The 13,741-nt window shown below is 45.1% G+C and carries 11 protein-coding genes; 5 read left to right on the forward strand and 6 right to left on the reverse strand.

Annotated elements, in window-relative coordinates:
- Positions 1-21: 21 nt before the first annotated feature.
- Complete coding sequence (locus tag L5M38_RS03220; protein WP_173496890.1) at positions 22-2,079, forward strand: PhoX family protein; 2,058 nt, start codon at positions 22-24, stop codon at positions 2,077-2,079.
- Between the two features lie 148 nt (positions 2,080-2,227).
- Here the strand turns inward: L5M38_RS03220 and L5M38_RS03225 are convergent, their stop codons facing one another.
- A complete protein-coding gene (locus L5M38_RS03225) occupies positions 2,228-2,992 on the reverse strand; it encodes a tRNA-uridine aminocarboxypropyltransferase (RefSeq protein ID WP_263178337.1) in 765 nt (254 codons plus the stop codon).
- Positions 2,993-3,386: 394 nt separating this feature from the next.
- On the opposite strand from L5M38_RS03225, the gene ampC reads away from it, so the two are divergent.
- Positions 3,387-4,571: a class C beta-lactamase gene (ampC, locus tag L5M38_RS03230; protein ID WP_263178338.1), complete on the forward strand. Its 1,185-nt coding sequence runs from the start codon at positions 3,387-3,389 to the stop codon at positions 4,569-4,571.
- A gap of 380 nt (positions 4,572-4,951) precedes the next feature.
- On the forward strand, positions 4,952-6,184 hold the full coding sequence (gene emrD, locus L5M38_RS03235) for a multidrug efflux MFS transporter EmrD (protein ID WP_263178340.1): 1,233 nt from the start codon (positions 4,952-4,954) through the stop codon (positions 6,182-6,184).
- 154 nt (positions 6,185-6,338) lie between these two features.
- Here the strand turns inward: emrD and pssA are convergent, their stop codons facing one another.
- Complete coding sequence (pssA, locus tag L5M38_RS03240) at positions 6,339-7,652, reverse strand: CDP-diacylglycerol--serine O-phosphatidyltransferase (protein WP_028759883.1); 1,314 nt, start codon at positions 7,650-7,652, stop codon at positions 6,339-6,341.
- Between the two features lie 11 nt (positions 7,653-7,663).
- Complete coding sequence (locus tag L5M38_RS03245) at positions 7,664-7,996, reverse strand: DUF1904 domain-containing protein (RefSeq protein ID WP_028759882.1); 333 nt, start codon at positions 7,994-7,996, stop codon at positions 7,664-7,666.
- Positions 7,997-8,426: 430 nt separating this feature from the next.
- Here L5M38_RS03245 and L5M38_RS03250 point away from each other — a divergent pair, with 430 nt between their 5' ends.
- Complete coding sequence (locus tag L5M38_RS03250) at positions 8,427-8,603, forward strand: hypothetical protein (RefSeq protein ID WP_006081710.1); 177 nt, start codon at positions 8,427-8,429, stop codon at positions 8,601-8,603.
- Between the two features lie 59 nt (positions 8,604-8,662).
- Positions 8,663-10,156, forward strand: coding sequence for a D-alanyl-D-alanine carboxypeptidase/D-alanyl-D-alanine-endopeptidase (gene dacB, locus L5M38_RS03255; RefSeq protein WP_263178341.1), 1,494 nt, complete (start codon positions 8,663-8,665; stop codon positions 10,154-10,156).
- Positions 10,157-10,257: 101 nt separating this feature from the next.
- Here the strand turns inward: dacB and L5M38_RS03260 are convergent, their stop codons facing one another.
- The 3 genes from L5M38_RS03260 to L5M38_RS03270 form a co-directional block, all read right to left on the reverse strand.
- A complete protein-coding gene (locus L5M38_RS03260; RefSeq protein ID WP_198573179.1) occupies positions 10,258-12,015 on the reverse strand; it encodes an acyl-CoA dehydrogenase family protein in 1,758 nt (585 codons plus the stop codon).
- 221 nt (positions 12,016-12,236) lie between these two features.
- Complete coding sequence (locus L5M38_RS03265) at positions 12,237-12,779, reverse strand: DUF2058 domain-containing protein (protein WP_006086757.1); 543 nt, start codon at positions 12,777-12,779, stop codon at positions 12,237-12,239.
- A gap of 70 nt (positions 12,780-12,849) precedes the next feature.
- Complete coding sequence (locus L5M38_RS03270; protein WP_028759878.1) at positions 12,850-13,671, reverse strand: SDR family oxidoreductase; 822 nt, start codon at positions 13,669-13,671, stop codon at positions 12,850-12,852.
- Positions 13,672-13,741 lie beyond the last annotated feature (70 nt).

Raw genomic sequence — 13,741 nt, forward strand, 5'->3', positions numbered from 1 at the left:
TCGTACTAGCCGGAGTAATATATGAGTAAGGCCACCTTTGATCCTACACTTTATAATAAAAGTAATAACGAGCCATTTAACCAAGTGTTGGATAAACATTTATCTCGCCGTAACTTCGTAAAAAGTGGTTTAGGCCTCAGTGCTATGACAGCTTTTGCCAGTGTAGGCTTAACTGCTTGCGGATCAGATGACACACCCGTTACAAAACCTGTTGATCCAGTGACACCTTTGCCACCGACAAAAAGTACCGCCAAGCTAAACTTTACGTCAGTTGCGGGTTCTCGTTTAGATGCCGTCGTTGTGCCAGAAGGCTATACAGCGCAGGTACTTGCACCATGGGGCACGCCATTAAATGCAAAAGCAGCACCATGGAAAAGCGATGGTAGTAACACTGCCGATGACCAAGCGAACTCAGTCGGTATGCACCATGATGGCATGCATTTCTTTCCATTAAATGATTCGGGTAATGACGGTTTACTTTGCATTAACCATGAATACATTGATGAAGTTGCATTACATCCTGCAGGACAAACTTTTGATCCTACTTCAGGTTTGCGCACGATTATCGATGAGGTACGTAAAGAAATCAACGCCCATGGCGTATCGGTTGTACGTATAAAACTGGTTAGTAATCAATGGGAAGTGGTTAGTAATGATAACCATAACCGCCGATTCACCGGTGCGACTGTGATGGATATTAGCGGTCCTCTCGCCTACTCTTCTCTACTCGAAACCCGCTATTCTCCCGACGGGAGTCAGGCTCGCGGTACATTAAATAACTGCGGCAATGGTTACACGCCTTGGGGCACTTATTTGACCTGTGAAGAAAACTGGCCAGGCTATTTCGCAAACCGTGGTACGTTAACTGCGGAGCAAAATCGCATTGGGATCAGCAAAACCAGCACACGTTATGGCTGGGATGATCTTGCAGGTCATGATGAGGAACGTCTCGATGAATTCGCGCGTTTTGATGTCACGCCAAAAGGTGCAAGTGCTCAAGATGACTATCGTAATGAAGCGAATGGTCACGGTTATATTGTTGAAATTGACCCTTTCAATCCAACATCGCGCGCAGTAAAACGTACCGCGCTTGGTCGTTTCCGCCATGAAGGCTGTACCTTTGGCAAGTTAACCGAAGGTAAGCCAGTAGTGTTCTATTCTGGCCACGATTCACAATTCGAATACCTCTATAAATTTGTCTCGGCCGCGGCGTGGGATGCAAAAGATGCTGACAGCAGCAATCGCATACAAACTGGCGATAAGTATATGAATGAAGGTACTTTATATGCAGCTAAGTTTAATGCAAACGGTGGTGGTGTTTGGTTGCCTTTAACCTTAGATAGCCAGACTACGGACGGAAAAACCCTAGGCAATACTTTCGCTAGCTTAGCCGAGATTATTTTGAACACCGCAGGCGCAGCGGATCTTGTTGGTGCAACACCGATGGATCGCCCTGAATGGTGTGCTGTCGATCCTTTCACAGGTTCAATTTATTTGACCCTGACCAACAACTCAAAACGAACTGAAACCAATCCAGCGAACCCAAGATTGAAAAACCACTTTGGCCATATTATTCGTTGGGATGAAAGTGACAAAGATACTGAATTTACATGGGATATCTTCGTATTCGGATCACCAAGTGATGGTAACGCAGAGACAAACTTATCAGGCTTAACGGATCTTAACCAATTTGCCAGCCCAGACGGTTTAGCCTTCGATCAACGCGGTATTTTGTGGGTTCAAACCGACAATGGAGCCAAGGAGGTCGCAGAAGAAACCAACGATCAGATGCTAGCAATAGTGCCTTCAACGCTTGTTGATGGCCAAGAGAAACAGCTCGGCGTAACGGCTGATAACCAAATGGAATTAAAGCGTTTCTTCGTTGGACCAAACGACTGTGAGGTTACGGGTTTTGCTATTAGCCCTGATTACACTTCTGTTTTTGCTAACATTCAGCATCCCGGTAATTGGCCTTATTCGTCCAATGCCGCTGAAAAAACGCCTGCGGGCACGACATTACGCCCTCGCGCCGCTACGGTCGTTATCCGTAAGTTAGATGGCAAAGAAGTCGCGGTATAAACAATTATGCTTGTGCGAGGTATCTTCTTAAATATGAAGTTCCTATAAGTTAATTGCTACACATAACAAATCCCCTCACTGTAGGGGATTTGTTATTTAAGAAGATAGTTAACTAGCCTTTTTCAAAATTGATTAAATCCAACATCGATTAACTCTTACTACGACTTGCTTGTTCAAAAGCCAGTTCAAAAGCATCGGTAAAATCTGTAATTGGCAGAAGGTCCTCACGGCAACGGCGATTGCGGCCAAGTAAGGAAGATTCAACAAACAAATCAAACCAAGTACTTAAGGCTTTACCATTAGCCGCTTCGCCAATCGCTCCTAAAGCCAATGATGCCACCTCGGCGGTGCCAAGTTGAAAATCATGACTACCTTTACGCAATGCATAGGTCGCGAGCGTGTCGGGATCGAAGGAAAGCAACGGCAGTGAGTGTAAGTAAGGACTCTTACGGAACATTTTAATCGCTTCACGCCAACTGCCATCGAGCATGATTAGCAGCGGTCGTTTACCTTCGGCCAATGTCGACATCGGCACTTGGTTCAGTACGGTTTGCCCTTGCTCTGCATATTGGGCAGGAAACACTAAATAGGGTTGATATTGCGGCGAATTCAGCAAAGCAAGCAACTCAGCATCAGGTTCTGTACGTGACCAAATATAGGCGTGGGTATCAGGAATAAGATCCGCAATGAGTCGTCCACTATTAGTCGGCTTTAACACCTCATCGTTATACATAATCAGCAGGAAACTGGCGTGAGTATCTAACTGACGGCGTAGCGCACAGGTACAGAACTGCTCACCTAAGAGACATAATGGACAACGGATCAGTTTTTTACCGCGGGCACCAAAGGGTTTAGTCGAAATAGACTTACGGTACTGATATAAATGGTGCACTGCATGGGGGGCTAAAGCCATAAAAACCAATTCTCTATCAAACTTATTAAGGATCGCGACCACATCAGTTAGCACTTTTTTATCGCGGTGGCGCAGTTTATCCCTTGGCCATCAATGGTGCAATCGCGCAATACATTATCATGATAAAAGGCCGGTATCAGTGGTTGATGATTTCATCTGCAGCCTAACGTCAGCGAGATAATTTAAGAGCACTTAAAACAACTGTAATGTATTAATCTGTGTTACCACTTAGTATGCAATAGCGTGCAACACTACACCGACTAAATTAACGTTTAAATTACTTATTGGGGGAGTATTGAAGCTAAATATCAGTAATGACTTAATTTAGTGTGGAATTGCCCTAATATCATGCGAAAATCGACTCTACAAATACAGTCTCAATGAAAGGTCAATTATGCACCCAAAAGCCCCGCTCACTTCTATACCGTTATTAAGCGGCGTACTGCTCACTGCTACGCTATTTTCTACTGTCACTACGGCCCAAACGCTTAATACCAAAGACATCCAGTCAATTGTAGATTCCGCAGTTAAACCACTGATAGCCGAGTATGCTATTCCCGGTGCAGTAATTGGCATCACCATAGAAGGTAAACAGTATTTTTACCAATATGGCGTCAGTTCTAAAAACTCTGGGCAAAGTGTGACTGAAGATACCCTGTTCGAGATTGGCTCTATCAGTAAAACCTTTACCGCAACACTGGCTAACTATGCACAGGGCGAAGGTAAATTAACACTCACAGATATGGCCAGTGATTATGTTCCAGCATTAAAAGGCAGCCATTTTGATAAGATTAGTCTTATCAATTTAGCCACCCACACAGCGGGTGATTTGCCGATGCAAGTTCCTGATAAGGTCACTAATAACGCAGAGTTAATGGATTACCTTAAGCATTGGCAACCGTCATTTGCCGCGGGGACCCACAGAAATTACGCCAATCCGAGTATTGGGCTGCTCGGTATGATTGCCGCGCAGAGTTTAGGGAAAACTTTTCCACAAGCCCTTGAGCAAACACTATTTCCACAATTGGGTATGACAAGCAGCTACATTAACGTTCCGAGCAGTAAAATGGCCGATTATGCCCAAGGCTACGATAAGCAAGACATGCCAGTGCGGGTCAATCCTGGGGTATTAGCCGATGAAGCTTATGGCGTTAAAACCTCTGCAAAGGATTTACTGCAATTTGTTGAGGCCAATATGCAAATGCACCCAATTGCCAAACCACTGCAAACGGCACTCGATGAGACCCACACGGGATACTTTGATGTCGGTGTGATGACCCAAGATATGATTTGGGAGCATTACTCATATCCTATTGATCTTGATAAAATACTTAAGGGTCACACTCAGGAAGTCGTATTTGGCAGTACACCCGTTAAACCCATAGTGCCGCCCCTCGCGCCGCAGCAAAATGTGTGGATCAATAAAACAGGTTCTACTGGCGGTTTTGCCGCTTATGCAGCCTTTATTCCTGCAAAAAAACTTGGCATAGTATTGTTAAGCAATAAAAATTATCCCGTACCGCCTCGGGTGACTGTGGGGTATCAGATTTTAACTGGGGTCGAAAAATTGCAAAAATAGCCATGCGCCAGAATGGAGGAGATAAGTGTATTAGTACTATCTCCTTTTTCTTAACGATATTTTCTTGTCGCGACTGATTTATGGCTGACGCCTTGCTACTAACTCACAGCTTCCTTGCAATCTCCCTTTTCTCATCGGCGGCTTGTAAGAAAAGATGCACCACAGGGTTAATCCTTGCGTTAATTCATTTGCAACTCATCGACCTAGTTAACAGACAAATAACCTATCGTAAGTTTAGCTTTACAGCTTAAAATCAGGATAAAAACTTATGCATCGCATTAAAAATTATTTCGTTAAATCAATATGATTGACACTTGAAGTTACGCTTTTAGGGAGTAAGATGCGCGCAAATACCTTAAGTGACCTTTTTCGGAAATATCATGTCAGGCACGCCACATTCTCCTATTCATCACGATGTCGCTCCAGCGGCGAGTCAGTCTAGCCTACTGTTAATGATTGTCTTTATGGTCGCCTGTGGCCAAATGGCGCAGACGATTTTTGTACCTGCCCTTCCACAAATCGCACTCGGGCTCCATGTGGACGCCAGCCAACTACAAGCCGTGATGGCCTGTTACTTACTCTCCTACGGGATGTTTCAATTTGTGTATGGCCCAGTGTCAGATCGCGTTGGCCGCAAAATGCCACTCGTCGTGGGTATCGCAATTTTCGTTCTAGGCGCTGTATTTGCGGCGAAGGCCACAAGTTTTAACCAACTGATAATGGCAAGTCTTATCCAAGGATTAGGCACAGCCAGCGCAGGCGCATTGTGCCGTAGCATTCCCCGCGATCACTACTTTGGCGACCGACTGGTAAAATTTAATAGCTATGTCTCTATGGCTGTGGTGTTTTTACCTTTGCTTGCACCATTTATCGGCAGCGCCAGTGCAGCCTATTTCGGCTGGCAAGCCGTATACTGGGTATTAGCGGGATTCGGTGTCGTGGTCTGGCTGTTGTTAATATTCCTCTTTAAAGAGTCTTTACCTAAGGCGCAACGGGAACATCAAGCCGTTTTCAAATCCTATAAGCATGTCCTGCGCCATAGAGCGTTTCGCGCTTATTTATTTTCATTGATCGCCACCTTTGCCGGTATTGCGGCGTTTGAAGCCATTGCTGGTGTACTCTATGGCCAATATCTCGGACTGACACCTTTTATGGTCAGTTGTTATTTTGTTGCGCCAATTCCTGGCTACTTACTGGGGGCTCTCATCGCGGGCCGACAGAATAAGCCACAAAGGGTTGTTTACCAAGGTGTAGCGTTACTCGGTGCTGGCGCATTATTTATGTTGATCCCAGGTCTTTTTAATCTAGTGGTTGGTTGGAGTTTACTTATTGGATCGATTTTATTCTTCAGTGGCGCAGGCATGCTATTCCCTACCCTAACATCTGCTGCGTTAGAGCCATTTCCACGTCAGGCGGGGATTGCGGGCGCATTACTAGGGGGATTACAAAATTTTGGTGCCGGACTTGCCGCATTAACTATGTCTTTAGTGCCTATGGGCGGCCAGTTGAGCATAGGTTTATTAAGTGCTGTAATGGTGGTTTTAGTGATTCTGTCTCTGTATTACGCCAAAGATCAAAATGATACTCACCAGAATTTAATGCCACAGATTTAATGGATATGATTTGAAGCGACAATTCTTGGTTTAAGCTAAATCTATTACCATCAGTCAAAAAAAAGCCCACATTGTTGTGGGCTTTTTAAATCGATAAGACACTGTAATAAATCAAAAATATCGATTAATTTATTGTATCTATAGCTTTGAACGTTTACAGAATGCGACGCAGTAAAAAATCAGCTTTAAGGCGACGAATTCTAGTCATGATCTTCTTCACTGGCGCAGGATAGCTCTGTAAGGTGTCCACTTGGCTGTAGTGATATAACCGCTGTGTGTGTTCCAGAATATGCGCCTGCTCGGCTTCAAACTGAGCTTTCCAGCAGCCAATTTCATCTTGGATCAACAAACCATTCTCAAGATCCAGCGCCCAAGCTCTTGGATTCAGATTAGAGCCTGTGATCAAATGCTTATTACCGTCGGCACTGATGCCTTTGAGGTGATAACTGTTGATGCCGTGTTTCCACAGATGGATATTCAACTGACCATTATCAATCGCCCACTGTTGGCGTTTAGCGAACTTACGCAATGATTGCTCATACATATAGGGCAAGGCACCTATGGTCGAGAAATCCTGCTCTGGCGGAATATAAAAATCGTTAGCTGTCTTGTCGCCCACAACGATATCGATGCGTTTGCCATTGCGTAAATGCTTAGCTAAAGCGCGCACTAAAATGTACGGCGGATTAAAATAGGGTGTGCAAATAAACAGCGAATCTTTTGACTCTTCCACCAAGGCGACAACCACTTTATTGAGCAAGTTTTTCTTACGTCCTAGCCCAAGTAACGGCGTGATGCGATTGCCATCACGGGTCTCCTTAAACTGATACTCAGCGTCAGACAGTCTCAGCTTAAAGCTACGCATGTCCGTCTTTGGTGGTAGCACTTCTTGCTCAGCATCTTGCGTTAATGAACACACAGCTGGATCAGAAATGATATTTTTCTGGATCATCGCGCGCATACTGCGCGCTAATTCGGCTGACTCAATCAAGTGATAACGATCGAAACGGTACTTATCGTGTTGTTGCAAATAGATATTATTGAGACTGGCACCGCTATAAATCACGGCATCATCGATAATAAATCCCTTAAGATGCAACACACCCATAAATTCACGGGATTTGACGGGTACACCTAAGATATCGATGGGATGTTCGGCTTCAGCCATAACTCTACGGTACATCAAATAGTTGCCGCTATCACCTTTATGGCCAATCAAGCCACGTCTCGCACGGTGAAAGTCGACTAACACTTTGATATCAAGCGTTGGATTTGCCGCTTTGGCATCCATGAGGGCTTGTAATATCTCACGACCCGCTTCGTCATCTTCTAAATACAGCGCCGCAATATAAATACTGTGCTTGGCGCTCGCAATACGAGCGAGTAATTCTGCCTTGAAACGGCATGGCGTGAGCAACCACGTTAAAGCCTCGGGTTGAACGGCTATTCCACCAAGCTTATCTAGCAAGGCATCCTCCTTTAAACATGCTGACCACCCCGATAGGAAGCGCTGGGGTTCAGTGATAAAAACATCACAGCAATATGTGTTAACTCTGGATAGGCCTCTGTCACTGCCAACCTGATCGTTTGTTCTACTTTAAGATGTATATCAGGGTCCTTAGGGAACCAGAGTAACTCAACTTGGACAAAGCGTTGATCAATTTTTCCATTTCGAAAACTGATGCTTGGGATCCAATCTAATGTGAAACTCTCTGCATTACCTTTACATATATCCGCCAATGACTGCAGTAATGTTTGGCTGAACGCTGCAACGACCGCTTGTGGTAAGCCGCGCATACTAATATGTGGCATGGTTTAGTTGTTACCTAAGAACCTAAAATCGTAAGGGGTAGAAATTACCGACTTCACCTCGTCTCGGCAAGACTTTTCTCCCAAAAGTCTTGTTAAACCTAACGGTTTTGCTGGTAATTTGACCTCACGCGATTTTATTCCACTTCAGTGCACCGATTTACCTAAAAATCTTCTTCATTTATCCTTGCTTGAAATCGCATTTTACGGCGAGTATTCTCGGCATTATTTGCCCGTCCACACAATATTTCGCCCCTAAATAGGGTGATTCTTAACGCTACAAATCAGTCCAAATTTCACTAAACTGCACCCAAAATGTCTGCCAAATCACAAAATAATCTTCAAACCCATTTCATTAACCCCGAATCCAGTGATTTAGCGTAAACTAAACCGCCTATTTGCGATTAGACCACACGATACAAGATTAAGAACTATGAACAAAAAAATTCTGCTGACGTTAGCACTGACATTGCTGTTTGCTTGGGGTATTTTCCATTTTAAAACCCAGTTAGGGTTACTCATCCTGCCGTTGTTTATTGGGCTAGTATTGTTTGTTACCCTACGTTTATATCGCTTGATGGAAAAGGATGACGGCAGCAGTGAGGATTAACCGCACACAATACCAACCTAATCTTAATGATGTTTTGATAAAAATGGCCAATAGCTAACATGGAAACGTTACTGAAAACCACTCTATATGCCGGCCTACTCCTAGCCGCAAGTCATAATATGGCCTATGCAGAGCAACATGATTCTAGGCCGATAAGTGCTCAAACCACTTCGCTTAGCCAAGCAATCAGTAAGATCAGCCCTCGACATTCACAAATCGCCTTACTGGCAATGAATATGTCGAACAATCAAGTGATCTATAGCCAACAAGCTGAGACCTTGTTTATTCCAGCCAGTACCCAAAAGCTGCTCACGGCAGTCAGTGCTATGGCTCAGCTTGGACCTGATTTTCGTTATGTCACACAATTATGGACAGATGCACCGATACGAAAAGGCCATATCGCAGGCAGTGCTTATCTGCGTTTTAGTGGCGATCCCACGCTGACTCAAGCCGATCTCAAGGCCATTTTTGCCAATCTCGTAAAACAAGGCATTAATCGTATTGACGGACATCTGTATTTGCTCGGCGATAAGCAGGAACAATTGCAAGCTCCGGGTTGGGTTTGGGATGATTTGGGCATTTGTTTTGCCGCGCCAGTGTCGAGTTATATTATCAATCAGAACTGCGTCTATGGTCAGTTTAGCCCAAGCTCTACCAGCAAACCTTCACAGGTAAGTCTGCGCGCGGGGAGTTATGGAGTTAAAATCAGCAGCGATGCGGTGTTTGATCAAAAGGCGAGCCGCGAATTTTGCCAACTTGATATGGTCAGATTAGGTCAAAATAACTACCATTTACGCGGCTGTTACCCTGGCGGTGAGGCGATACCACTGGCGATTGCGGTCAGCGATCCGTTCAAATTTGCCCAAGATAACCTCACCTCCCTACTTAAAGGCGAGATGTCTCTTGCGGGTAAAGTACAACTCGGCACTAGCTTACCCCAAAAGGCAAAACTAATTGCCAGCCATAGCTCGGCGCCCTTACCTGAGCTGCTCGAGACTATGCTGCTCAAGTCAGATAATTTGATTGCCGATAGCCTTTTTAAGCAACTTGGTAAAAGTTATTTTAAGACCCAAGGCAGCTTTACCAATGGTGCCGCTGCCATGCAGCGAATTTTAACGAATTTAGGCATAGATTTGAGTAACGCCAATATTGTGGATGGTTCAGGATTGTCACGCTATAACTTACTCAACGCCAAGCAGTTAGCCGCGGTGTTGGCGCTAATCCACCAAGATAGCCGCTTTAGTCCGTTAATCACGAGTCTGCCACAGGCGGGGATCAGCGGCACCTTAAGATATCGTATGGGCTACAACAAGCCGCCGCTTAAACAGCAAATTTTTGCTAAAACAGGCTCGATGCAAGGCGTGTCTAATTTAGCGGGCTTTATCCGTTTGCCCCAGCATAACGATACCCTGTTTGTAATCCTTGAGAATGGCATGAGTCCTGAATTGAAAAATCAGCATAACCCCTCATTCAATGCCGAGTTTCTTAAACAATTGATTTCAGTGCTGCAACCGTCATCAACCACTGCGACTGTGAATACTGCGGCTCACTAGAGTCATTAATTAATCGCTACAGAGTAAAAAACTTGCATAAAAAAGCACTGAGTCATCAGTGCTTTTTCAGTTTTTATCTAAACGAATATACCGAAGCCTTGTTAAAACAACTCCGCAGGCATCGCCATAGTCGTCGCATCACCAGCTCTGACTTGGGCGATATGGTAGTCCGCTTTTGGCAATAACTTATCAAAATAGAACTTAGCTAAATAGACTTTCTGCTCGGCGAAAGCTTTATCTTCATGATCCGCGACCTTATCGACCATAGCCAACCAGTAGAAACCATACAGGGTGTAACCAAAGGCATCTAAAAAGTCGACCGCGCAGGCATTAATAAGTGCAGGCTGAGCCACTTTGCGATCATTAACTGACTCGGCGACTATAACTAATGCATCTAAACGTGCGCATACTGCCGCCACTTTCACCGCATCAACATGGGTGAATGCCCGCATTTGTGCCTTCAAGTCTGCCACAAATTCGTTTAATGCGGCTAAGTTATCGCCAGTGACTTTACGACCGAGGAAATCGATGGCTTGAATGCCATTGGTGCCTTCATAAATCTGAGCGATACGAGTATCACGAACTAATTGCTCAATACCTGTTTCACGAATATAACCATGTCCACCAAAGACTTGTTGCGCCATGATAGTCGCATCTAGACCCCGATCGGTTAAAAATGCTTTCGCCACTGGCGTTAACAAACCCACATAACGCGCCGCTTTAGCCTTAACCTCATCTTGGGCATATTTTGCTAAATCCAGCTGTTGTCCTGTAAACACAGACAAAGCACGGCCCGCTTCTGTCATCGCACGAATGGTCAACAACATACGGCGCACATCGCCATGGACAATAATGGGATCAGAATCACTGCCCGTCGGAGAGCCGCCAGCGGCGATGCCTTGATTACGCTCTTTAGCATAATCGGCCGCCATCTGGTACGCCGCCTGCGCACTGCCAAGCCCTTGAATACCTATCGCTAAACGCTCATAGTTCATCATAGTGAACATGCATACGAGGCCACGATTAGGCTCACCAATCAAGAAGCCTTGGGCATTCTCAAAGTTCATCACACAGGTCGCAGAACCTTTAAGGCCCATCTTATGCTCGATAGACCCCACTGATACACCATTGGCATTGGCTAAGCTGCCATCGGTATTTACCGATATTTTAGGTACAAGGAAGAGTGAAATCCCTTTGCTATCCGGTAGCTTAGCAAGCACTAAGTGGATGACGTTTTCAGTTAAATCATGATCGCCACCCGTGATAAAAATCTTGCTGCCCGTGATGGCATAACTACCATCATCCTGCGGTAAAGCTCGAGTGCGAATATTACGCAGATCAGAACCCGCTTGCGGCTCCGTCATATCCATAGCACCCGCCCATTCGCCGGAATATAACTTAGGCAAATAAGCTTGTTTCAATTCTTCGCTGCCGTGGGCATTGATACATAAAGCCGCCCCCGCGGTTAACGAGCCATAAAGTGTAAACGCATTACAAGCACTGTAAGCCATTTCGTCGACTAAGATCCCCAGCATCTTCGGCATCCCCATGCCACCAAATTCAGGATCGCCACACAAACCAATCCAACCGCCCTGGGAATACTGCTCATAAACGGCTTTGTAGCCATCAGGGGTAATCACTTGATTGTCTTGATGCAACACGCCCTGCTCATCGCCCGTCCGGTTCAGCGGATGGATCAACTCACTGCTGATCTTGGCTGCTTCTTCCAAAATGGCATTAGCAGTGTCGATATCGACCATTTCTGCAATCTCAGGCAATTGTGCCCAAGTGTTTGGAGCATCAAATACCTGTTCCAGTAGGAAACGCATATCCGTCAACGGGGCTTGGTAAGGATTCATTGGTAGACTCTTAAACGTAGGATTAAAACAGTTGTTTTAATTTATACCAGTTCACTGTAGAAAACAATCTCATTACAAATACAGCTGTGAATAATATGGAGGTACGTGAGCAAAGTATAAATTCAACCCATAAAAAAAACCTTAAGCCTGAACTTAAGGGTCTCTATTTTATAAGCTTTACCACAGGATTGTCGCAGCGTTAGCTCACAAGCTTGTGGCAATTACCACATTAAATCATCAGGAATTGCGTAATCTGCATAGGGATCATCTTCAACGACCACAGCTTTAGATTCATCCTGTTGCCACAGATAACCACACCACTGCGGCACCAGCAGTTTAACTCGCTCGGCTAACTTATGTGGTACTAAGTAACTCTTATCTTCGTAACGCACTATGCCTAACTGCCCTTTAAGCAATTCTGCCTGCAGTTTTTCATCTATGTATAAAGAATAAATTTTATTATCAAGAGTATAGTTAAATTTCACTTCAGCATAAGCTGGGATCTTAATCGCAGACTTAGTGAACTCTGTGATTAAACCGCGCACCTGTCCACGCTCAGATGCCTCAGCAAAACGTTGCTCATTTAGCACTTTATCTTTTTGCGCCTGCAACCGTTTTTGCTCGGCCACTTCTTGCTTAAAAGCACTTGAGCCATCATCAACTCGTGATTTTTTGTCACGGCGTTTTTGAGTCTTAACGTCGCGAACCTTTTGTTTACTGGCAAGCCCTGCTTTGAGTAGCTGCTCTTGTAATGCATTAGCCATGGATCATTACCTACTTAATTTCTATAAAATCAAAGTTCTCGATTTTGAATATCAATAATCTAAAACCAAACTACATTTTTGCGGCCAGTTCGCCAAGCTCTGTCATCGCTATACTGGCGCCGCCAAGTGACCAACCGCCATCGACCGGCAGCACAACTCCCGTAATATAGGAAGCTAATTCAGAGCCTAAGAATAGCGCGGCATTGGCGATATCCTGACCTGCGCCATTGCGTTTTAGCGGAACGGATTGGGCAACCTTTTGCTGTAATGCGGCGCTGGGTGCAAGGCGATTAAAACCTTCAGTATTGGCGATGGGGCCAGGCATAATCGAATTAATTCTCAGCCCTTCACAGCCCCACTCTAACGCTAAAGTTCGCGTCAGCATATCCACACCCGCTTTAGCCGCACAAACATGCACTTGCATTGGCATAGCGATCGAAGCCTGCGGCGCCGAAATCTGGATAATATTGCCATTGGGGCGACGCAGCAAAGGATAAGCCTGCTTTAGCACTTGAAAACTGCCGAGCAAATCAATGTCCATCACCGACTTAAAACCATTGGCCGAAAGCTTTGCGGCGCTGGCGGGGAAATTCCCCGCCGCGCCGCTGACCAACACATCGATAAAACCAAACTCAGAAGCGATTTTATCAAAACCGACTTCAAGGGCGCTAAGATCGCGCACATCAAAACTCACACCCAAATGAATACCGTCAGGATTGGCCTGTTGCAACTGCAATACCGCGGCATCAATTTTATCTTGACTGCGGCTCGCAACGGCCACATTTGCGCCAGCCTGTGCGAACGCAATGGCAATCGCGAGATTTATCCCACTGGTTCCTCCGACAACGACAACATTTTTACCTTGATAGTTAAACATCGTAGCATTAAACATGGGCGTTCTCCGTGAACAGTGAGATATGCACTCAGGGTGTGATTAAGTATTTTACTTTGTAATTCAACAT

Source organism: Shewanella sp. SM101, from assembly GCF_025654465.1.
Lineage (GTDB): Bacteria > Pseudomonadota > Gammaproteobacteria > Enterobacterales > Shewanellaceae > Shewanella > Shewanella oncorhynchi.